Source organism: Cystobacter fuscus (genome assembly GCF_044360685.1).
Taxonomy (GTDB): Bacteria; Myxococcota; Myxococcia; order Myxococcales; family Myxococcaceae; genus Cystobacter; species Cystobacter fuscus_C.
In genome coordinates this window covers 4,004,836-4,026,652 of sequence record NZ_CP043491.1, presented here as the reverse complement: position 1 = coordinate 4,026,652, position 21,817 = coordinate 4,004,836, and the positions used below count along the sequence as shown (strand labels likewise).

The following is a 21,817-nucleotide window of genomic DNA, read 5'->3' as shown; positions in this document are numbered from 1 at the left end:
GCCCTCATTCACCGGGCCGAAGCCGTCCAGAACTTCTTCCAGTTCGGATCCTTCTTCAGGATGATCTCCCGGAAGAGCCCCGCCTGGTACACCTTGCGGGCCTCCACGGAACGCCATACCGCCAGGCGGACGCGCTCCTGCATCTCCGCCGTGACGGCGTACTTCCGGATGAGATTGGACGCCTCCATGGCGTGCTTCACATCACCCCCGTAGTTGAGCTCCAGTTCCTCATCACCGGCGTGGATGCGGAAGACCTCGAGTGCCTCGTCGTTCAGGCTGAGCTGCTTCTTGAGGGCGCGCGCGATCTTCCGGAATCGCCCGGGGATGGTCAGCTCGATGGCGTAACTGCCCGCGGCGATCGCCTCCAGCCAGTGGTAGTCCCGCACCAGGTGCTGGCGGTACTCCACATACAGGAGTGTCTCCGGGTACGGCTCCGCGAACTCCAGCTCCTCGTCTGACACGCCGAGCGCCCGGCCGAGCTGGCGCACCAGCACGGGGTGCTCACGGGCGGGGTTGAACTCTCCCAACTCCTCGGCCAGGTTGGCGCCCATGAATTGGCGGACGTCATAGTAGTAGGTGGCGTTGGCGGCGATCTGCGCGATGACCGACGGGAAGGTTCGTGAGTCGAAGTACCACTGTTTGATCCACTCGCGCAGACCCTCGATGGGAATCCGGCCCGCGATCAATTCCTCATAGAAGGGGCCAATGTTCGCGGCGGCGGACTTGACGATGTGGTTCGTCAAGTCCTTCACGAACTGCTCAGGGGGAAGGGCAACCAGAGGGGCCTCCGAGAGGCGGCGCGTTGGCCTGCCAATGGGAGCGTGAGCGAGCCTGTCATCGAGGTGGCCCTCGTTGGCCTCACGGACATCTCGCACCCGCTCCGTCAACACCCTGTTCTCATCTGAACTCATGTCTTCTCCTCAATGGACTTGGGGGGCACTCATTGTCGACACCTCGAGCAACGCCGCCGCCTCCGTGGGCGACATCCCGGTCTGGAGCGCCGACCGGAGCACTTCCAGGCGCTCGTGGGCAACCGCGTGCGCGAGTTCATGTATGGGTTTGCCCTCCTGGAGGTACCCGCGGACGAACAGCGCGCTGTTGCTCTTCACCCGGCGAGCGACCTCCTCGAAGCACCAGGTCACAAGGGAACCGAGTGCCAGAGGAGGGGTGAGCCCCAGCAGGAAGAGGGCGCTCACCGTCGCGCCGCCGCTGTTGGCGACGATGTCGGGCATGACCGCGACGCCCCGGCGGTGCAGGGCGAGAATCGCCTCGTGCGAGCAGGGGTTGTTGGCCCCTTCGATGACCGCTCGGGCATTCACGCGCTCCACGTTCTTCTCATGCACCGCGTTGCCGACCGCCGCGAGCACGAGCAGCCCGCAGCGAAGGGAGAGCCACATGTCGGGCTCGCTGGAAGTCTGGATCCAGTCGGGCAAGCGCTTGCGATCGATCGTTCCCGCCGAGTCCGTTGCCGCCAGCAGCGCCTCCACGGGCAAGCCATCATGGCTGTAGACGGTCCCCTGGGCGTCGGCGACCCCGATGATCTTGTATCCCCACGCCGACAGGCCGCGCGCCACGCCCCGGCCCACCAAACCAAAACCCTGGATGACCACCGTCCGCATCTCCGGAGGCAGCATCAGGTGGTCCGCGATGACGCTCGTGGATTGACACACCCCGTGGCCCGTCACGTCCTCACAGCGGTCCCAGAGCTCACTCCAGGAGAACGGGAGCGGTTTGCCCTGAGCCGTCACCTCGTAGCCCGCGGCGCGATGGATGAGTTCTCGATCCTCATAGCCGACGCCTTGATCGCTCCCGATGTAGATGCCACCGTGGACGAGGGGCGCGGCGAGCCGGCCAAACGCGGCGAGCTGGCGGGATCGCGCCTCGCCACGTGGCAGGTTGGAGGCGATTCCCGCCTTCGCCCCACCGATGGGCAGACCCGCCAGCGCGAGCTTGCAGGTCATGGTCCGGGCGAGGGTCGCGAGCTCCTTGTCATTCACCCCCGGAGTCATGCGCGTCCCCCCGATCGCGCGTCCGCCCAGGAGGCTATCCACGACGACCCAGCCCTTCAGCCCCGTCTGCTCGTCGGTGATCGTGGTCGAAAGCGCGGGGACTCCGGGCTCTTTCAATGAGGGCCTATACATCTCCAACCCTTCCTGCCTCGCCCAATATTCTTGGATTCATGGGGCGTCGAGTGCGCATGTCATGAAGAGAGAGGGGCCGGCCCTGATTTGTGATGCGCGGCGTACTGTCTTGGAGGTGGAGGGAGAGGAGAGGCAGCGTGCGGCTCGGGGACGGGTTGCCTGCACGCACGCGCAGGCGCGAGCCGACTCCTGAATCCGGCGCGCGTGGGGTCGCCCTTCCCGTCACGGCTCCATCACGCCCCTCGAGGGAGAACGCGTGCGCCCAGGCCGGTGGCGCAACGACAACGCGTATTCTCGAAGACGAGGGGTACAACAACATGAAGAAGATTCAATGGACGGCAACCCTGGAGTTGCTGCTGGCGGCGCAGGTGCTGGCGGTGGGCTGCGGGCCCGCGCAGGAGTTCCACGCGCCGCCGGCCCTTGCCAGCCAGCTCCAGGAGATCCGGATTGCCAACGGACTGTCCACGAACGGGCTCTCCACGAACGGACTGTCCACGAACGGGCTCTCCACGAATGGGCTCTCCACGAACGGACTGTCCACGAACGGGGTGAACACAGCCGACTTCGCGACCTGGTTCCAGGGCAACCCGGCGCAGAACGACACGCTGATGCAGTACGTGGTGCGCTGTGGCGTGCCGGAGGGCCAGAGCATCTCCTACACGGACCCCGCCACGGCGCGCGGCTACACCTGGCAGGGGCTGCTGGGCCTCACGCCGGGGTGGGCGGGGGGCGCGGCGGTGACGGAGGCGGAGCAGCAGTTGATGACGGCGTGCCTGGTGGCGCACGTGAACAAGTACGGGATGAACGTTCCGCTGTCCGTGCTGGGGCGGAACACGCAGGGCGAAGAGCTCGAGTACAGCCAGGAGGAGCTGGAGACGTACTCACGGCCCGAGGGGTGCTTCTTCGGCAATCTCTTCACAGGCGAGGGCTTCTTCGTGGGAAGGGACGGAAGCAGCCTGGAGGACACGGAGAGCTCGCCGCGCGCCTGCGCCTTGATGTCCAGCACCACCGACTCCGCGTGCGCGCCGGTGGCGTACGTCGGAACGTGCGAGAGCCTGTGCACACGAGCTGGCACCCAGCCGTACTACACGAGCTGCACACTGAACGGACGCGAGTACCTGCCCATCACCACGAGGCTGCGGCCCGAGGAGGTGTACCAGTGCGGGGACGGGGTGTGCCAGTGGACCGAGCAGTGCGGCAGTGGGACGACGCGTGACAGTTGCGCGGCGGACTGCGGCACCTGCTCCTGAGAAGAGCCCCCTCCCCTCTCCACACGTCGTGCCCCTCCATGGAGGGCACCGCCCCGCCCGACGAGGTCTCGAGCCGCGTCGCGCGGGGTACCGCTGGAGACGGTCCGCTCCAGGACCACACCCCACCATGGAGGAGTCTAGCAGACTTCACGAAATATTTAGGTTTTTCTCGTTTTACCACGTGTACACTGCTCGATGTCTGGCTCGAGCGCGGTGGCCACTCCAGCACCGTCGGGCTGGATTTCCCCGCGATGATTTCACTCGAGGAGATGGACATGGGATTGAGAAGGTTCGCGCTGGTTGCCGTATGGCTCGTGTGTGCCACGCCCGCGTTCGCGGAGGCGGCTCGGCTCGCGCAGCAAGGGCCCGAAGCTGGCCGCTCCCTCGTCGTGGAACACCAGTACGCGGACATCAATGGCATCCGCATGCACTACGTGACGCACGGTGCCGGTGAACCCATCCTCTTCCTCCATGGCTTTCCCGAGTACTGGGGCATCTGGAAGAAGCAGATCGAGGATCTGGGCAAGGACCACCAGGTCATCGCCCCGGACATGCGTGGCTACAACCTGAGCTCGAAGCCGGCCGGCGTCGAGCCGTACCATATCGAGCACCTGGTGGCGGACATCCGCGCGCTGGCGGACCACCTGAAGATCAAGCAGTTCACCCTGGTCGCGCAGGACTGGGGCGCGCTGGTGGGCTGGAGCTTCGTGCTGCGCCATCCCGAGTACGTGCGCCGGTTCGTCACCATCAACATCACGCACCCCGCCCTCTTCAACCGGGACCTGCGCGAGAACGCCGAGCAGCAGCAGGCCAGCCAGTACATGCTGCTCTTCCGCTCGCCCGAGGCCGAGTCCTTCATCATGGCCGATGACTACGCCTTCGGGCGGCAGGGGATGATCGACGCCGCCCGGCAGCTGGGCGCGCAGATCTCCGCCGAGGACGAGGCCGAGATGATCGCCGCCTGGAAGCAGCCGGGCGCCACCACCGGCGGGCTCAACTACTACCGGGCCGCGGAGATCGGTCCTCCCGATGGCCAGGGCAGCCAAGGAGGCAGCAACCTGGTGGACGGCCTGGCGCCGTGGCAGCTTCAGGTGTACCTGCCCGTGCTCTTCATCCACGGCGAGATGGACCCCTATCTCCTGCCGTCTGGCCAGGTGGGGCTGGAGCAGTACGTGCACGACCTCACCTTCCGGCGCATCCCCGATGCGGACCACTCGGTCACCCTGGAGAAACCAGCGCTCGTCACGCAGTTCCTTCGCGAGTTCATGCTGGAGAATTAGCTCCCGCGACATCTCCTGATGCCGTGGAGGGCCCCGGCGGATGCGAGCCTGACCCCGGCTCGCGTCGCGTTTTCTCTGATTTCAGTAAAACCCCTCATCCTTGAAAGTCACTGTAATGTTCTCTAGTGTGCACATCGCTGGAGGCGCGAGGAAATGGGCGCGCCTCCGCCTTGGAGAGAAAGAGAACACATGCGATCCGCGGTATGGCGCCCCATCTTCGTGGCGAGCCTCTTCGCCTCGTCCGTGGCCTGCGAGCCACCCTCCCCCGAGACAACGGCATCCGAGACAGCGACTCCTGATCCGCAGCAGCCCGGTACGGCACGCGCGGAGCTGGGATTCGACAATGACAATCGGACCGACCTGACGGTGTGGCGCCCCTCGAGCGCCCAATGGTTCACCATCTTCAGCTCGGGCATCAACCCGGGTCATCCCATCCACGGACAGAATGGCGACGTGCCGGTCGCGGGCGATTTCGACGGCGACGGCCTCATGGACCGGACCGTGTGGCGGCCCTCCAACGGGTACTGGTACGTGCGCGGCAGTGCCTCGGGAACGGGCACCCTGTCCCAGCAGTGGGGAACAAAGGGAGACGTCCCCATCTCGGGTGACTTCGACGGAGACGCGAAGTCAGACTTCGCGGTCTGGCGCCCCATCGACACCACCGGCGCCGCCTCTGGTCAGATCTTCGTCATCATGAGCTCCACCGGGGAGCGCAAGATCTTCAACCATGGCGCCTCGAGCGGGGAGATCCCCGTCTCCGGTGACTACGACGGCGATGGCAGGACGGATTACGCCCTGTGGCGCCCCTCGACGGGCACGTGGAACATCACCTCCAGCGCCACCGGCACGAAGACCACCACCCAGTTCGGACAGAATGGCGACACCCCCGTCTCCGGCGACTTCGACGGCGACGGCAAGTCGGACCTGGCCGTGTTCCGGAGCGGCACCTTCTACATCCGCCAGAGCTCGAGCGGCGCCACCTCCACCGTCGCCTGGGGCTCCGCGGGCGATGTGGTCGTGCCGGGCGATTTCGACGGGGACGACCTGTCCGACTATGCCGTGTGGAAGCCCTCCAACGGCACCTGGTACATCAAATACTCCTCGAACATCGCCAGCACCACGCAGCAGTGGGGAACCGCGGGTGACATTCCCGTGGGTGAGCCCTTCATCGGCAGGGCCCGGGCTCGCCTGACTCCCGACGCGCGCGTGTTGAGCAGCCAGGTACGGGATCAGATGCAGAGCTTCGACCCGGCCAACGGCACCATCTCCTTCACCTCCGGGACGACGAACTTCCAGGTGGGCAACATCATCGTCAGCGAGCCCACCGCCCTCGCCCCCTACGGCATCCCTCCGCTCAAGGTGGTCTCCAGGAGCGAGGTGGGTGGACGTACCGTCTACCAGACCACCCCTTCGTCGCTCGATGAGGTGCTCGACGAGGCGGAGATCGACGTGACGCGCGAGCTCACCGCCGCCGACCTCGAGGAGGTGGATGAGAATGGCAACCCGATCCCCGAGGGGATGAGGACGCTGGGGACGAGCCCGAAGCTCTGCAAGATCGACGGGATTGGCATCAAGTGCGAGTACAGCGTGCCGGATTCGAACAGCCCGGTGAAGCTCACCGGAAGCCTCGAGTTCAAGGCCAAGCAGCAGTTCGCGCTCAAGTTCCGCAAGGTCTTCCGCATCAAGGAGTTCAAGGTCGCCGTGGGCGTGGACGAGAAGGCCCGGCTGGCGCTCGAGTACAAGTACAGCCAGGATCTGTTCAAGTTCGAGACGACCATCGGGCAGTGGCGCATCAAGCGCTGGGTCATCTTCATTGGCCCCGTCCCGGTGACGATCGAGATGTACATCAAGTTCAAGGTGGGCGCCGAGGGCAAGGTGAGCCTGGTCACCGAGTACAGCGTCACCCAGACCGCGGGCGTCCTCTACGGCTACCGGTACACCCATGACCGTGGCTGGGAGACCATCAACGAGAAGAACTTCGATCTCGCCATCCGCGAGCCCACGTCCAACGGCCTGACCGTGAGCGGCGAGGCCAAGGCCTACGTGGCGGCGGTGCCCGGCGTCGGCCTCTATGCCCCCGCCAAGATCGTGGGCGCCGAGTCCGACATCGGTTCGATCCGGGGCTATGCGAAGCTCAAGGCCCAGGTGCCCGGCAATCCGCTGTGGACCATCACGGCGGGATTGGAGTTCTGCAGCGGTTTGAACCTGACCCTGAAGCTCAACCTGGGGATCATCAAACGGGACTTCGAGTTCAAGGTCGCCCAGGGTTCGTGCTCGGAGCTCCAGCTGTGGAAGAAGGAGGGCGGCAGCACCGAGACCAACCTGGCCCGGAGCGCGGCGGTGACGGCCTCGAGCACCACCTACAATCCCTCCGCGGGATGGATCCTGACGAACATCAACGACGGCAAACGCAACTCGGTCCTCTACGACTCGCTCGGCTGGACGAGCACCTACTCGACGGTGCCGAACAAGACGGAGTGGCTCGTGTTCGACCTCGGCGCGAGTGCCACGCTCACCAAGGTCGACATCTACCCGCGCAACGACGCGACCTACGGCTCGGTCGTGGGAGATGGCTTCCCCGTCGATTTCACGATCGATGTGTCCAATGACGGCGCGACCTGGCAGACGGTGGTCCTGCGCACGGGCTTCCCCACCCCGAGCGGCATGCAGAGCTTCGCCGTCACCGTGCCGAGCGCCCGCTACGTCCGGCTCCAGGCCACCCGGCTCGACGAGGTGACCGGCAGCTACTACATGCAGCTGGCGGAAGTGGAGATCTTCGGCCGGCGGTAGCGCCCGAGACCACGACAGGAACTCGACGGTGTTGGGTGCGGGTAGCGAGGGCTCCAGGTCTCCGGACCTGGGGCCCTTTCGCGTTTCAGCGGCCCACTGCCGTGAACAGTTGGCTAACGAGCCGGAGGCGGGGCCCGACTCACCAACAAGTGCTCAGCCGGGCCGTGAGCCCCTCCTCGAAGAGGAGGACGGCGTCGCCAAAGACTTCCGGGTGCACGCCTCCTTCGGAGCCCATCATCCGAATGCGCAGCAGGTACTGCCCGTGGCGAGCGTGGTAGATGGGGGCCTGGCACGTGGCTTCATCCCCTTCCTCGCACTCGACGTAGGCGGAGGATGGCAGTTGGTCGCGCACCTCCTGACGAGGAAACACCTGTTCCAGGGGCAGGAGCAGGCGTGAGGAGGTCCTGCGAAGGAGCTGCGACTGGACCCAGGCCCGCCAGGGAGAAGAGTAGTCCGCGAGGTGCTGGGTAAGCTGCGGCGTGGCCGTCACCTCACCCCCTTCCGTCCAGGCCCGCCCCAGGTTGGCACGTGGCTCGAGGCCGCGCCGGGTTGTCGTCTGGTACTCGGGGACGCTCACCTTCCAGGACGCGCCTCCCTCGAGCTTCGCGGGCAGGTCGGTGGGAGCCAGGAGTAGCTCCGCGAGCGACAACTCGGGACAGGCCTGGATGGAGAGCAATACGCCCGACACGGCCGCGAGGAGCAGCAGCATCAGGAGGAGGGCAATCAATCGCCGTCGCCGCATGGTGCGTCAGTACCCATTACGCATGGCTTGGATCTTCTTGTTCTCCGGATCCTTGCTGACGAGGGCCAGGAACTGACCTGCCCAGATGCGGTGGACGTCGCCGAGACCATTCGACTCGGCCAGGACATTCAAGGGAACACGGTAGCGCCGAGCGAGCTCGGACAGCGTGTCACCCGATTGAACCTGGTAGATGAAGTGGCCCATCGATCGTCCTCATCACCGAACAGCCGCGCTCCGCCCAGCGTATAGGAGGGATTGAGGCATTGTGAAGGGCTCCGGGTGAGTGTCGAGGGACCGAGGAGGGATGGATCCTGACGAACATCAACGACGGCAAACCCAACTCGGTCCTCTACGACTCGCTCGGCTGGACGAGCACCCATTCGACGGTGCCGAACAAGACGGGTAGCGCCCACTCCTCCACGAGCCCCAGGCTTCAGGGGGAGATCGGCGTGCAGAGCTCCACGAGCACTCCGTCGAGATCCCTCACGTACGCCACCGTCTGCCCCCAGGGCTTCTGCTTGGGCGGCTGCGCGGCCCGGGCGCCCGCCTTCACCGCGCGCTCGTAGGCGGCCTCGACGTCTGGCGTGACGAGCGCCACCTCCACCGCCGCCGCGTCCTCCTTCGCCCGGTTGAAGCGCACGGTGAGGCCATTGTCCTTCGCCATCTCCTCCGCGGCGAAGGCCAGCGCCGTCGCGCCGGTCTCCATCTCCGCGTACTGGCCACTCTCGTGGAGGAAGCGACGTTGCAGGCCAAAGGCCTTCTCGTAGAAGTCGACGGTGGCGGGGACGTTCGCGACGTAGAGGATGACGTAGCCGAGCTTCATGGCGGCGGACTCCATTCACGGGTGGAACAGCGTGCGGCGGTATTCGCACGGCCCACCCCGGCCTGTCTTGAAGGAATCGGACAGGGCTCATCCCTCGAGCTGGAGCGCCGTGGGCGAGAGGCCCGCCAGGTCCCGTACCTCGCGCGAGAGATGCGCCTGGTCGGCGTAACCGCACGCGAGCGCCACGGCGCTCAGGTCCTCCCCTCCACCCGAACGCAGCAGCGCCACGGCTCGCTGGAAGCGGAGCACCCGGGCCAGCAGCTTCGGCGGCACTCCCGCCTCATCCAACACGTCCCGGTGCAGGGTGCGCTCGCTCACCCCCAGCGTCCGTGCCAGCGCGGACATGCGCACCTGTCCCCCCGAGGACTGGAGCCAGCGCAGGGCCTGGGTGGCTCGGGGCCGGGGCGCCTCCCGGAAGGACGCCAGCCGCCGGGCAACGCTCTTCTGGAGGAGGGCGTGAGCCTCGACCGGTGAGCGACAGTCCTCGAGTCGCCGCTGGAGCAGCGTGAGGGCTGGCGAGCAGTCCGCGACGGGAACACTGAGTCCACGGAGCTCGCGGGGACTCACGCCGAGCAGCGCCAGCGCCCACCCGGGCTTGAACCGGATGCCCAGACTCACCGAGCCGGGCTCGATGGTGATGAGGGCGAAGCGCTCCATGGGGCCGACCACCTCCAGGGACGGGTCGGCCATCCACACCGGGCCTCCCGTGCCACGGAAATGGAAGATGAGGTCGGTGCAGCCGTCCGGCAGTATCCGGTGGAACTCGGGCCCGGTTCCCGCGTCACGAGGTGGCGCGGAGTAACGCCAGAACGCGTCCACCGCATCCGCCATGCTGGCGGGGGGCGCGAGTTCCTCGTAGCCCTTCATCTCCGCACCGGCTGTCATCTCGCACCTGTTCCCCGGACCTGGGACACAGCGTGCCCGAAGCGGCACCGGGATTGCCAGCGCCGCGCCAGGGCGCGTCAGTCCTTCACGTCCGCCGCCGGCGCGAGCCCTTGTGCAGCGGCAGCATCGGCGGAACCTGCGTTGTCAGCGCGTCCACGAAGAGCCGCACCTTCGCCGGAAGGCTCGAGCGGCTCGGGTATACGGCGTGAAAGGCCCGCACCATCGCGGGCCTGGGGCCGAAGACGAGCTTCAGCCGGCCGTCCTGGATGGCATCCCGGCACAGGATGGCCGGAACACGCGCGATGCCGACCCCGGCGATGGCCGCCTCGCACGCCACCTCGAGGTCGTTCACCGTCAGGACGGGCTCGATGCGTGACCTCACACCCCCGACAATCCACGTCTCGAAGGCGCTGAAGCCGATGCAGCGCGCGGCCCGGAGATCCCTGGGGTCCGGCGTGCCGTGCTTCGACAGGAAGCGGGGGCTCGCCACGAAGTGGACCGGGCCCTCTCCGAGCTTGCGCGCCACGAGCGACGAGTCCTCGAGCGGTCCGATGTGGATCGCGAGATCCAATCCCTCCTCGATGAGGTGCACGCCGCGGTCCGCCAGCACCAGTTCAATCTGCACCTTCGGGTAGCGGCCGAGGAACGCCGAGACGACGGGCGCCAGGTAGCGGCGGCCGTACAGCATGGGGGAGGACACCCGTAGCAGGCCCACCGGCTCCGCTTGCTGCTGCTGCACCTCGCTGTTGGCTTGCTCGATCTGCTCCGCGATGGTGGAGCACCGCTCGTAGTAGGCGGCCCCGACGCCGGTGACCCGCAGCCGCCGCGTCGTCCGCTCGAGAAGCCTCACGCCCAGCTGCTCCTCCAGCTTGCGGAGCCTCTCGCTGGCGCTCTGCTTGGTGATGCCGAGCTGATGCGCCGCGCGGGTGAAGCTGCCTTCCCGCACGACCGCGGCGAAGAGGAGCATGTCGGCCGGGGAGATCATCATTGTCCATTCTAGCCTGACAAAGCGTCAGCGTATGGCCGCATTGTCCGTTCGAGCGGCGCCCCGCACTCTCACAGGCATTCACCCGCTTCGAGGAGTGCGCCCATGAAGCTGTACTTCGCCCCCAGGACCCGAGCCACCCGGGCCCGCTGGTTGCTCGAGGAGCTCGAGGTGCCCTACGAGCTGCTCAAGGTCGACCTGTCGGAAGGCAGGACACCGGCCCATCTGGCGCTGCATCCCCTCGGCGAGGTCCCCGTCCTGGTGGATGGAGACGTCACGCTGTTCGAGTCCTCGGCCATCTGCCTCTATCTGGCGGACCTCTTTCCCGAGAAGCACCTGGCGCCGCCGTTGGCCTCGGCGGAGCGGGGCCCCTACCTCCAGTGGATGCTCTTCGCCGAGGTGACGCTGGAGCCCGTGGTGCTCGAGCACCTCCGCCAGGCGCAGTTGCCCGACGAGCAGAAGAAGGCGGAGCCCGCCGCGTGGCCAGGGCGGCTCGACGACGTGCTCACGGCCATCGACAAGCGGCTCCACGGCAGGGAGTGCGTCGCGGGCGGCACGTTCTCCACCGCCGACCTGGTCCTCGCCTCCATCCTCCACCTGGCGAACACGCTCAAGCTGCTCGAGCGCTACCCGAGACTCGTCGAGTACGTGGCCCGCCACACGAGACGCCCTGCCCTCAGGCGGGCCGTCTCGGGCTGAGCGCTGTGCGTTACCGCGCGTAGCGCGCCGCGGCGACGGCGCCGCCGTCGACGTCGTGGGGGTCGTGCGGTCAGCCCGGAGCCACCGAGGTGGATCGGGAACGAGCCTGCTCCCCTGCCCTCCATCCCAGCATGTCGGCTCGGGAGAATGTTCTGTTCACCTGGAGGAGTTGTTCCTCCGCCACGGGAGGACTCGCGGGAGGACGATTGGATCCAACAGCTGCCCAGGATGTCACGCGCAAGGTGCTGGTCGTCGATGACGACGCGGACTGGCGGGAATTCCTCCGCTTGTGCCTGGAGGATCTCGGCTACGAGGCCATCGAGGCCGCCAACGGCCAGGAGGCCCTCGATTCCCTGGCGCGGCAACGCTACCGGGTGATGCTCCTGGACCTGAACATGCCCGGGATGAATGGGCTCGAGGTGCTGGAGCGGATGCCCCGGAATGGGGAGCCGCCCCGGGTGGTGCTGCTGACCGCCGCGGCGGTACAGGACGTGGGCGGGGCCCTGCGCTCCGGGCCCCACTACTACCTGCCCAAGGGAGCGAGCAGGGACCAGCTCTCCCTCCTGCTCCAATCGCTGGACGCTTGAGCGCCGCCCCTCCGCCTCACATCCCCGAGGCCTTCGGCCTCCACGTGCGCCGGGCGATCCGGGCCACGTCCTCCGCGGAGCCATAGCGCTGATCCAAGGCCCTCGACACCCGGGCCCAGTCCCGCATGGTGCGGATGGAGGCGTATTGCTCCACCACGAAGGGCTCGTTCCGCCAGGCGAGCGCCCGCTGCCACAGCACCTCGAACGGCTCGTCGAGCACGCTGCCCACCTTGGCCTCGCACGTCTCGAACGCCCGGAGCTGCCCATCCGGCTCGAGGTGCGCGAAGGGCAGCCGGGGCGCCCCGGGCCCCCCGTGCTCGTAGAACGACCGCACGTCGCTCACCCCCACCCGCACGCCATGGGACGCCAGGGCCGCCAGCCGCGCCTCATCGGCCAGCAATGCCTCCCCCTCCTCGTTGGTGAGCAGCTCGCGCTCCTCGAAGTCCTCCTCGGCCGCCAGCCCGCTGGGCACCACCATCCCGAGCTGGATGGCTCCCAGGCCGGGGAAGCGTCCGGACAGCTCCCGCACCAGCAGCTCCGTCTCCGCCAGGTTGCTGCGCATGACCGTCATCTCGACGCCCAGCGCATAGCAGGGCTCCCCGCGCGCCTGACGCTCCCGCCGCTCGCGCGCGAGCAACTCCAGCGCCGCCATGGCCCGCTCGAAGGAGCCCACGCGGCCTCGAATCATGTCGTGGGTGCGCGCCCGGCCACCGTCCACGCTCACGCACACGCGCGCGAAGGTGTCCGCCAGCCGCCGCGCGAGGGCCTCGTCCATGATCCACCCACTGGTGTACAGGCCCACCGGCAGCCCCGCCTCGCGCAGGCGCTGGACGGCGTCCTCCCACCCGGGCGCGAGCAGGGGCTCTCCTCCACTCAGCGCCACGCCCCGCGGCTTCACCCGGGCGATCTCCTCCGCGATCCGCAGCACGTCCTCGCGCCGCGAAACCGCCGGCCGCCGTCCTGACTCGGAGTAGCAATGGTTACAGCGCAGCGGACATGCATAAGTCATGTCCCAGATGATGCTCTCGACCCGCACGGGCGTTCTCCAGCGAATGGACGCGTGGCAGTCGAGTACGGTGATACAGCACTACTGTCAATATACTGTGAGTCTGTACCGGGGTGAATCCCTCGGGGACGACGCCGAGGCCCTGAAGTCACCCGGCCCCAAGTGCTCCGTCAGAAGGAGGTCTCGTGTAGCCGGCCATAGGCCTCGGACGCCGCCGCGAGCAGCCGCTCCAGCTCATCGAGCGCCTCGGCGCCAATGGGCGAGGGTCCCCCGTCGATGACGACGAAGCCCACCGCGCGCTGGCGCAGCCGGATGGGCGCCGCCATCAGGTGCGAGGACGCTTCGCCCAGCGCGGCGAAGAGCGCCTCGTCCGTCCGGCTCTCCGGTGCGCTGGAGACGACGGGTCCTCCGTCCGAGGCTGCCCGGGCGAGCAGCGAGGGGGTCGACAGATCCACCTTCAAGGCCGTCACCTCGGGCTTGTCGCTCCCCGTTCCGCACGCGAGCCCCACCCGGATGGCGCCGAAGGTCTCTCCCAACAGGAAGCTCCGGGGGAAGCGCCCCTGGGCATAGGACAGCAGCGCCTGGCCCAACTGGCCCCGGGTCGTCGCCCGCCGCAGCGCCTCCATGGCCTCCGAGAGCCGCACCCACGGCGGCCCCTGGGGGCCTGGGTTGGACGGCGACGCCCCCAGGCGGGCTTCCCAGCGCGGGAGGAACTCATGGACGCGGGCGAGCGGCACTCCGTCCGCGTCGTTGGCCGCCAGCGAGCTGAAGTCCACCTCGAGGCCCCGCTGGGCCCAGGACGCGGAGCCCGAATCCGACTCGATGTAGTCGATGTCCGAGGCCATCTCCCATGCACCGACGGGGCCCTGGGGCAACTCCATCGCGTGGATCCTCCACTCCGCCACGCCCGGCGCCTCGAGGACCTCCTCCGCCGAAAGCTCCACCAGCGGCAGGGACGAGGGCCTCACGTCCTGCTCGGAAGCACGCGCCTCGTGGGAGGAGGGCCCCGCCTGCGCCTGCTCCGAGGCGGACGGAGGAGGCACCGGGACCTCGGGAAACAGCTCCGCCGTGCGCGGGCGAATGGCCGCGAGCGACTCGCTCCCTGGCGACACGGGTGTGGGGGGCGCGGCGAGCGGCTCCGGAACCGGCTCCGTCAGCGGCCCGGTCCACGCGCTGCGCGGAGCCGGTGCCGGGGTGGGCGCGGCCCGAGGGGGCGGGGAAGGAACCGGGGCCAGGAGCACCGCCGCCCCGGAGGCCATCACCGGAATGGGTGGAGCCGCCGCGGCAGGAGCCCCCACCGCGGCCGCCTGGAATGGGGAAGACGCACGGGGCGGAGCGACGGGGCGAGCGGGTAGCTGGCCCGGAGCCGATGCGGCGCCCGTGGCCGTGGGCACCACGTGAAGTCTCGGAGCACCCGCCCCCGCGGGGCTTCGCTGCGTCAATCCCGGCGGATGGAGCAGCGCGGCGGGAACAGGGCCCGCGGAACCGGAGGCAGCCGCGGGGGCCCTCGGTGGCCCGGGGAGCGGGGATGCCCCTGGCGAGGGCGTGGGCGCGGAGAGGGGCACCGGAGTGGCGCTCGGACCGGGAGTCGGAAGGGACAAGAAGACCACGGGAGGTCTGGCCCGCGGCTCTTGAGCCGCCCCCTGCCCCGCCCTGGTCCGGAGCTGTCCCGGACGGATGGGACGCACGGGCCGGGTAATGCCGTAGTGCCGCTCCAACACCTGCAACAGGCGCGGCTCCGGCAGGATGGACGGCACGATGCGCATGCCCGTGGCGAATGCGAGCGCGTCCACGTGCCGGGGATCCTGGGGCTCCGCCATGGCCACGCGCAGCCGGCGGCCTTCCACCACCAGGGGGAACGCCAGGTGGTGGCGCGCGAGCTCGGGCCGCAGCAGGGCCACCGTCTGGGTCGTCACCGCCGCCAGTTCCGCCTCCGTCACCAGGGGGAAATGGTAGGTGTCGGACAGGGCCTGCCCGAGCGTGGCCAAGTCGAGCATGCCCAGCTCGACCAGGTTGGTGCCCAGACTGCCCCCATAGATGAGTTGAGACTTGAGGGCCTCATCCAGTTGCGTCTGGGTGAGGAGTCCCTTGCGGACCAGATGCGCTCCGAGCGGATCAGCCATACAGCACGGAGAGTAGGGACAAATCTTTACACCGGCTGTCCGCGGCCTCCGGAGAAGTCAAGCACAACTCACATCATTTCACGGATGTCTGGCAGCCCACGCTAATAGGCATTTTTGGACAGGAAGCCCCCCAGGGCGGTGCGCACCAGGATCTTCAGGTCCATCAGCAGGGACCAGTTCTCGATGTAGTACAGGTCGTACTCGATCCGCTTCTGGATGGAGGTCTGTCCGCGCAGGCCGTTGATCTGCGCCCAGCCGGTGATGCCCGCCTTCACCTTGTGGCGCAGGTGGTAGCGGGGAATCTGCCGCTTGAACTCCTCGATGAAGACGGGCCGCTCGGGGCGGGGGCCGACGAGGCTCATGTCGCCGGTGAGCACGTTGAAGAACTGGGGCAGCTCATCCAGCGAGTACTTGCGCAGGAACGTGCCGATGGGCGTGCGCCGCGGATCGTCCTTGCTCGCCATGAGGGCGCCGGAGGCCTCGGCGTCCGTGCGCATGGTGCGGAACTTGAGGATGTGGAACGTGCGCCCATCCATGCCCATGCGCTCCTGGGCGTAGAGCAGCGGCCCCCGGCTGGTGAGCTTCACCGCGATCGCCACCAGCAACATCACCGGCGCGCTCAGCACGAGCGCCACCAGGGCGAAGAGGACGTCGAAGACGCGCTTGGCCACCATGTTCCAGCCCGTCATCGGATCGCCCTGGAGGCTGATGATGGGCAGGCCACCAAACTCCTCCAGACCTCCGTACAGGGTGACGTACTGGTAGAGGTCCGGCACCACCTTCACGTCCACCGTGCGCAGCGCGAGCTGCTCCATGAGCGGCTTGACGGCGGCCTGCTGCTCGAGCGGCACCGCGATGACGACCTGATCCACCGGGTTGGCGTCCAGCACCGCGTCCACGGCCTTCACGTGGCCCACCACGGGGATGTCCCGCACCCGCTCACCCGGGCGCTCGTCGCCCAGCGTGAGCACCCCCGTCACCCGGAAGCCCAGCTCCTTGTGGCCCTCCACCGTCTCGATGACGCGCTGGCCCAGCTCCCCCGTGCCGATGACGAGCACGGACTTGAGGTTGTAGCCGCGCCGGCGCACCTCGCTGAGCACCGCGCGCAGCGCCAGCCGCACCGCCGACACCCCCACGAACGCGTAGCCCGCGAAGAACGCCAGCATGAGACGCGAGTAGCGCTCGCGCGTGAAGTACGTCAGCGCCACCACGATGAGCGTGGCCATGACGGTGGCCTTGAAGACCTCGAACACCTCGCCGATGTGCGTGCGCGCCCGGTTCGTCACGTACAGCCGCGCCTGCTGGTAGGTGAAGGGGAAGACCACGAGCACCGTCGCCAACGACAGCAGCGTCTCGTTCCAGGCCGGCAGTCCGTACAGCACCGGAATCGGCCCCTCGAAACGCGTGGCGTACGCGAGCGCGAACGCCCCCGTCAGCATCACCACATCCGCGGCCACCTTGATGGACGTGTAGAAGCGCTGGAACCGGCTGAACACGTGAAGCTCCTTCTCTCGGACCCGCGCGCGAGCTGCAATCCTCGCGCCCCGCACCCACGGCTCGTCCGCTACCGGACACCCTCACAGCCGGTGCGCTCGTAGCATGGAAAGCGCCCGGAATCCAAGGGGTTGCCCCCCCTGGAGCCGCCCCACCCGGTTCCCGGATCGCGCGCCCCGCCTCGGGAAGGCGAGTCCCCCCTGACAGCCCTGTCAGGGTGCGTCACGCGCTCTTCATGAGGGCGTCCACCTCGGCCATCACCGCGCGCTGGAAGGCGACCCGGCTGAAGCGCTCGGCCTGCGAGCGAGCGTCCGAGGGCTGGAAGCCCGGCTCCCAGGCCTCGAAGCGGCGCACGGCGTCCGCGAGCGCCTCGGCCGTTTGGGCGTCGAAGAAGAGACCCGTGCGGGCGTTGACCGTCTCCAGCGCCCCACCCCGCCCGTAGGCGATGACGGGACGGCCACAGGCCTGGGCCTCCAGCGGGACGATGCCGAAGTCCTCCTCGGCGGTGAAGATGAGCGCGCGCGCGTCGCGGTACAGCCCGGGCAGCGCCTCGTCCGTCACCGAGCCGAGGAAGCGGATGTTGGCGGGCGGCGGCCCCGAGGTGTGCCGCGCCGCCTCCTGGCCCGTGCCCACCACCCACAGGGGCGCATCCAGGTGGCGGAAGGCCTCCAGGGCGATGTCCAGCCGCTTGTAGGGGGCAAAGGCGCCCAGCCACAGGTAGTAGCCCCCCTGGCCGAGCCCCGTGAGCGGGTGCTGACAGAAGCGCTCCAGGGCCACGGGCGGGTACACCACCGTGGCCTCGCGGCCCCAGAAGCGCCGCACCTTGCCGGCGATGTGCTGGCTGTTGACGAGCAGCCGGTCCACCCCGGCGGTGCTCTCGCGATCCCACTTCTGCAGCCAGGGCCGCACGGCGTGCGCCGCCACGCGCACCGGCGCGGACGCCCGGCCCGGTCCGAAGTAGTCGTCGAACAAGTCCCACATGTAGCGCATGGGCGCGTGCACGTAGGACAGGTGCCTGGCGCCGGGCGGCTTGCGGATGCCCTTGGCCACGCAGTGGCTCGAGGAGATGACCAGATCGTAGTCCGTCAGGCGCATGGACTCGATGACCTGGGGGAGCACCGGGAGGAAGTGCCGGTAGAGCTTGTGGATGCGGGGCACCCGCTGGAGCACCGACGTGTGGATGGGATGGGCCTCGATGCGCGGGTGCACCGCACCGGGACGGTGGACGAGGGTATGGATGTCGGCCCGCGGGAACAGCTCGCACAGTGCCTCGAGCACGTGCTCGCCGCCTCGCTGGGTGACGAGCCAGTCATGGACGAGGGCGACCTTCACGGGGCGGCCTTGTAGCACGCGAGTCCCCGCGGCGTCCCCGGGGTGTGGTAGTGCCAGCGCTCGTGGCGAGTGTCCTCCTTGACCTGCGCATGGTTCGTGGCCGGCTGCACGGCATCGCGCGTTACGCGCTGGAGCTGGCGTGCCGGTTGCCCGTGCTCGCGCCGGACTTGCGCTTCAGCGCCCTCACCGGGCCCGAGGGGCTCCCCGCGGGACTGGGCACCCTCACCCCGCGCATCCCCCTGCACCGCTGCCCGGCCCCGTTCCTCTCGCCCCTGGAGCAGCCCGTGCTCGGCGCGTGGCTGGCGCGGCTGAACCCGGACCTCTTCCACGCCACCTCCTTCTCGCTGCCCGCGCTGTGGCCGGGGCGGCTCGTGGCCACGCTCCACGACGCCAACCACCTGGTGCTCTCCGAGGAGTACGGCCCCGGCCGCCGCCTCTACTACCAGCTCGTCGTGGGCCCCCGCGCGAAGATGGCCCGGGCGCTCATCACCGTGTCCGAGTTCTCCCGGGAGGAGCTCGCGCGGGAGCTGAAACTGTCGCCCTACCGCCTCCAGGTCATCCCCAACGGGGTGGACGCGCGCTACCAGCCGCAGACGGCCTCGGAGCTGAAGGACTTCCGCGAGCGCCGGGGCCTGCCGCCCCGCTTCCTGCTCGCGGTGGGCAACACCAAACCCTTCAAGAACCTGGGGATGCTGGCCGGGCTGGCCGAGTCCCTGCCCGAGCCGCTCGTGCTGCTGGCCGGCAAACGCGCGGCGTGGGAGCTGGGCTTTCCGGACTCCACGATCGAGCTGTCCGAGCTGCCCGAGGACGACATGCCGCGGCTCTACGGGGCCGCGACGGCGCTGCTCCTGCCCTCGCGCTACGAGGGCTTTGGTCTGCCCGCGCTGGAGGCCATGGCCTGTGGGACGCCGGTGGTGGCCGCACGAGCCACGTCCCTGCCGGAGGTGGTGGGCGAGGCGGCGCTGCTGCTGCCCCCCGACGATGCCCGGGCCTGGAAGGAAGCGGCGATGAAGCTCTCTCGCGACGAGTCGCTGCGCCGGAACCTCTCGGAGAAGGGCCGCGAGCGCGCCGCGCGCTTCACCTGGGAGGACTGCGCCCGGAGGACCCTGGCCACCTACCGCCGGGCACTCGAGACCTGACGAAGAGGCCACGGGATGTCGGCTCGCTTCCAGGCGTTAGCGCTTGAAGCCCGGTTGCATACGGCCCAACGAATCGAAATCGAGGGGAACCGCCGCGTTCGCCAACATGCCAGGGATGAAGCGCGTCTGCGGGGCGACGTACAGAAAACCAGGAGTCGCCGCCTTCAATGTGCTCAGCTCCTGAGGGAAGGACGTGTCGGCTTTTTCGCATTCACCACAGGGAAACAGGATCGGCTTGAAGTCGCGGTTCCTGTGCGTCTGCAGTCCTTGGGGCGTATGTTCGCTCCATACCTGATCGCTCGCCTCGACACCCACTTCGCCACAAATGCGGCGCATCGAGTCCTGACTGACCCCGCGAAACGCGGAGTAGAATCCGATCAGATTCGAAACAAGATCCTCGACGCTGAAACTGCTGGAGCCAGACGCGATCGAAAACGGAAATGAGCCTTGCATCGTCTCAAAGGTGTGCGAGGCCGACATGAAGATCCCAAGCCCCACCTCTTCACGTTGCTGGTCGGACAGTCCCTTCGCAACGATCCAATGGCGGTGGGTGGAGATCCGGAGCGGGCCACGGCCCATCTCCTGGCCATAGGAGAGGACGAAAGCTGGCTTGCCGTTCAGCCGCACGTCCAGATGACGAAGAGAAGGCTCGTCGCCGCGTTCCGCATCCAATTGCTTCTTCAGTGCCAACGCGCTGCCGGGCAATGCATGCCCCCAGTCCACCCAGCCGCACCGGCACGTATAACTGAGGCGGCGCCACCCTCGATCATTCGGCTTGATGTCGCTGCGAGACGTCATGAGACTTGCCCTCGCACTTCAACGAAAACGAGACAATGGCTGTCACAGCGCGGGGTGACGATGACACTGATCGTCTGACCGCCGTACCGGCCGTAACAGGTGAGTTCCGGTTCCACCTTGAGAATGTCGGCGGCGGGCGGAGAATCGAGCCCGAGATGCAGGCACGCGGCTCGGTAGTGCGCCAGGACGACGGCCGCTGACTCAAGGCTCTCCAGCGATCCCGAGACGATCTCCGGCATGGGCCCGTCTGGACCGACCCTGCTGATGGATGAGACAAGCCTCGTCTTTCCGGGCGCGCCGAGCCGCCTGAAAACGTCACCGGGCGGAGAAAACCAGCCGAGCGTCATCGGTCCGATCACTTCACGGGCCGGCCTCTGGGCAAGGGGCACGGTCTCACCGGTGAAATACACCCATGCCCAAGCGAGGCAGACGGCCCCGGTGAAGAGCAGGATGGCGGTCGTCCTCGAAAAGCTCATCTCAGTCGAAACCAACGTTCCAGATTCGTCGCCGGGCATCACAGCGCAACCGGAGCGGCAAATGCGAAGACGCTCCCCCGAGCGTCAACCACCCAACATGCCACACGGAATGCCGCGAGCGACCAGAGCCTGCTGGTCACGTCCGCACTAACCCGCCCGCTCCGACTCCTCGCCCGGGGATTCCACGAGCACGTTCAACGTGACGGGCACGGTGCGCTCCATTTCCTCCGGGTGCAGGCGGAACCACTTCGCCACGAGCAGCACCTCCTGGGCCTCGTGGGCGCGCAGGCCGATCATCCGCGGCTCCGGCCGCTCGAAGATCTCACGCACCTGCTGCTCCAGGACACGCCGCGCCTCGGGCGAGCCGGGCACCGCGAACTCCGCGCGCACGCTGCCCCGGCGGATGACGTAGACCCGGTCCTCTCCCGCCTCCCCAGGCACCGTGTAGACGAAGGACAGCTGCTCCACGAACTGGCCCACCCGCAGCAGTTCGTCCCGCACGCCCTCGAGCGACTCCGTGCGGTCACGCAGCTCGGCGGCGTACTCGAACTGCAAGCGCCGGGAGGCCAGCGTCATGCGCTCGCGCAACAGGACGAGCGGCTGGTCCGTCAGCCCATTCAGGAAGTCGCGCGCGAGCGAGACACGCGTCTGGTACTCGGCGCGCGTGCTGCCTCCCGCGCACGGAGCGATGCAGCGGCCCGTCTGTCCCCGCATGCAGCGGGGATCCTCCTGGACACGGAACAGCTCGTATTGATCCGCCAGCCGCATGGGCGTGTCCGACGCGCAGTCGCGCAGCTCCAGCAGATCGCTCACCGCGCGCACCGCCTCGGTGGCGCGGTACCGGCCGCGGAGGGGCCCGAAGTACTCGGCCCCATCGTGGATGACGTGGCTGGCCACCAGCAGCCGGGGCACCGGCTCGCGCGTGAGCTTGATGAAGCACAGCGAGTTGTCGCGCTTGTGCTCCACGTTGTACGGCGGCCGCCAGCGCTTGATGTGGCGGAACTCCTGCAACAGGGCGGCGAACTCGCTCGGCGTGTACTCCCACTCCACGCCGTGCGCGTACCCGATGATCTCCGCCGCCTTCTCACCCCGCTGCGCGCGGAAGTAGGACAGCAGCCGGGTGCGCACGCGCACGGACTTGCCCACGTAGAGCACCTCTCCCGAGGGCCCGCGCATGCGGTACACCCCGGGACGGTTCTCCGCGCGCGCGCGAACGTCCGCGCGCAGTTGTTCGACGCGTGATGCACTCATGACCGAAGAGCGCACC

The 21,817-nt window shown here is 68.1% G+C and carries 20 protein-coding genes; 6 read left to right on the top strand and 14 right to left on the bottom strand.

Annotation, left to right across the window (positions count from 1 at the left end; all coding sequences use genetic code 11):
- Window positions 1–8: 8 nt before the first annotated feature.
- Window positions 9–752: a TenA family transcriptional regulator gene (locus tag F0U63_RS16525; protein ID WP_395846879.1), complete on the bottom strand. Its 744-nt coding sequence runs from the start codon at window positions 750–752 to the stop codon at window positions 9–11.
- Window positions 753–920: 168 nt separating this feature from the next.
- Complete coding sequence (locus F0U63_RS16520; RefSeq protein WP_395846878.1) at window positions 921–2,126, bottom strand: Glu/Leu/Phe/Val dehydrogenase; 1,206 nt, start codon at window positions 2,124–2,126, stop codon at window positions 921–923.
- A 332-nt stretch (window positions 2,127–2,458) separates the two neighbouring features.
- Between F0U63_RS16520 and F0U63_RS16515 the strand changes: the two genes are divergently transcribed.
- The 3 genes from F0U63_RS16515 (at window position 2,459) to F0U63_RS16505 (ending at window position 7,461) form a co-directional block, all read left to right on the top strand.
- Window positions 2,459–3,391 (top strand): hypothetical protein, encoded by a 933-nt coding sequence (locus tag F0U63_RS16515; protein WP_395846877.1) that lies wholly within the window; start codon window positions 2,459–2,461, stop codon window positions 3,389–3,391.
- Between the two features lie 275 nt (window positions 3,392–3,666).
- Window positions 3,667–4,671, top strand: coding sequence for an alpha/beta fold hydrolase (locus tag F0U63_RS16510; RefSeq protein ID WP_395846876.1), 1,005 nt, complete (start codon window positions 3,667–3,669; stop codon window positions 4,669–4,671).
- Window positions 4,672–4,860: 189 nt separating this feature from the next.
- A complete protein-coding gene (locus tag F0U63_RS16505; RefSeq protein ID WP_395846875.1) occupies window positions 4,861–7,461 on the top strand; it encodes a discoidin domain-containing protein in 2,601 nt (866 codons plus the stop codon).
- A 139-nt stretch (window positions 7,462–7,600) separates the two neighbouring features.
- On the opposite strand, the gene F0U63_RS16500 is transcribed toward F0U63_RS16505, so the two are convergent.
- The 5 genes from F0U63_RS16500 to F0U63_RS16480 all read right to left on the bottom strand — a co-directional run bounded on the left by F0U63_RS16500 (window position 7,601) and on the right by F0U63_RS16480 (window position 10,899).
- Window positions 7,601–8,188: a hypothetical protein gene (locus tag F0U63_RS16500; RefSeq protein WP_395846874.1), complete on the bottom strand. Its 588-nt coding sequence runs from the start codon at window positions 8,186–8,188 to the stop codon at window positions 7,601–7,603.
- 21 nt (window positions 8,189–8,209) lie between these two features.
- A complete protein-coding gene (locus F0U63_RS16495) occupies window positions 8,210–8,407 on the bottom strand; it encodes a LysM peptidoglycan-binding domain-containing protein (RefSeq protein ID WP_395846873.1) in 198 nt (65 codons plus the stop codon).
- A gap of 229 nt (window positions 8,408–8,636) precedes the next feature.
- Window positions 8,637–9,026 carry a VOC family protein gene (locus tag F0U63_RS16490; RefSeq protein ID WP_395846872.1) on the bottom strand — a complete coding sequence of 130 codons (390 nt, stop codon included), beginning with the start codon at window positions 9,024–9,026 and terminating at the stop codon, window positions 8,637–8,639.
- An 87-nt stretch (window positions 9,027–9,113) separates the two neighbouring features.
- A complete protein-coding gene (locus F0U63_RS16485) occupies window positions 9,114–9,911 on the bottom strand; it encodes a helix-turn-helix domain-containing protein (RefSeq protein ID WP_395846871.1) in 798 nt (265 codons plus the stop codon).
- A gap of 85 nt (window positions 9,912–9,996) precedes the next feature.
- Entirely contained in the window at window positions 9,997–10,899 is a 903-nt protein-coding gene (locus F0U63_RS16480) for a LysR family transcriptional regulator (protein ID WP_395846870.1), read from the bottom strand.
- 102 nt (window positions 10,900–11,001) lie between these two features.
- On the opposite strand from F0U63_RS16480, the gene F0U63_RS16475 reads away from it, so the two are divergent.
- Both F0U63_RS16475 and F0U63_RS16470 read left to right on the top strand, forming a co-directional pair.
- On the top strand, window positions 11,002–11,595 hold the full coding sequence (locus F0U63_RS16475) for a glutathione S-transferase family protein (protein ID WP_395846869.1): 594 nt from the start codon (window positions 11,002–11,004) through the stop codon (window positions 11,593–11,595).
- Between the two features lie 131 nt (window positions 11,596–11,726).
- The gene (locus F0U63_RS16470) at window positions 11,727–12,182 is read left to right on the top strand and encodes a response regulator (protein WP_395848376.1); all 456 of its coding nucleotides are present in this window, start codon (window positions 11,727–11,729) and stop codon (window positions 12,180–12,182) included.
- A 16-nt stretch (window positions 12,183–12,198) separates the two neighbouring features.
- Here the strand turns inward: F0U63_RS16470 and F0U63_RS16465 are convergent, their stop codons facing one another.
- The 4 genes from F0U63_RS16465 to F0U63_RS16450 form a co-directional block, all read right to left on the bottom strand.
- A complete protein-coding gene (locus F0U63_RS16465) occupies window positions 12,199–13,218 on the bottom strand; it encodes a radical SAM protein (protein WP_395846868.1) in 1,020 nt (339 codons plus the stop codon).
- A 140-nt stretch (window positions 13,219–13,358) separates the two neighbouring features.
- Window positions 13,359–15,311 carry a hypothetical protein gene (locus F0U63_RS16460; protein WP_395846867.1) on the bottom strand — a complete coding sequence of 651 codons (1,953 nt, stop codon included), beginning with the start codon at window positions 15,309–15,311 and terminating at the stop codon, window positions 13,359–13,361.
- Window positions 15,312–15,412: 101 nt separating this feature from the next.
- Entirely contained in the window at window positions 15,413–16,807 is a 1,395-nt protein-coding gene (locus F0U63_RS16455; RefSeq protein WP_395846866.1) for an undecaprenyl-phosphate glucose phosphotransferase, read from the bottom strand.
- A gap of 220 nt (window positions 16,808–17,027) precedes the next feature.
- Window positions 17,028–18,137, bottom strand: a complete 1,110-nt coding sequence (locus F0U63_RS16450; RefSeq protein WP_395846865.1) for a glycosyltransferase — start codon at window positions 18,135–18,137, stop codon at window positions 17,028–17,030.
- Window positions 18,138–18,226: 89 nt separating this feature from the next.
- Here F0U63_RS16450 and F0U63_RS16445 point away from each other — a divergent pair, with 89 nt between their 5' ends.
- Window positions 18,227–19,276 carry a glycosyltransferase family 4 protein gene (locus F0U63_RS16445; RefSeq protein ID WP_395846864.1) on the top strand — a complete coding sequence of 350 codons (1,050 nt, stop codon included), beginning with the start codon at window positions 18,227–18,229 and terminating at the stop codon, window positions 19,274–19,276.
- 36 nt (window positions 19,277–19,312) lie between these two features.
- Here F0U63_RS16445 and F0U63_RS16440 read toward each other — a convergent pair whose 3' ends face one another.
- The 3 genes from F0U63_RS16440 to F0U63_RS16430 form a co-directional block, all read right to left on the bottom strand.
- Window positions 19,313–20,074, bottom strand: coding sequence for a hypothetical protein (locus F0U63_RS16440; RefSeq protein ID WP_395846863.1), 762 nt, complete (start codon window positions 20,072–20,074; stop codon window positions 19,313–19,315).
- Window positions 20,071–20,589, bottom strand: coding sequence for a hypothetical protein (locus tag F0U63_RS16435; RefSeq protein WP_395846862.1), 519 nt, complete (start codon window positions 20,587–20,589; stop codon window positions 20,071–20,073). Before F0U63_RS16435 ends, F0U63_RS16440 begins: the two co-directional genes overlap by 4 nt.
- A 108-nt stretch (window positions 20,590–20,697) precedes the next feature.
- Window positions 20,698–21,801 carry a UvrB/UvrC motif-containing protein gene (locus F0U63_RS16430; RefSeq protein ID WP_395846861.1) on the bottom strand — a complete coding sequence of 368 codons (1,104 nt, stop codon included), beginning with the start codon at window positions 21,799–21,801 and terminating at the stop codon, window positions 20,698–20,700.
- Window positions 21,802–21,817 lie beyond the last annotated feature (16 nt).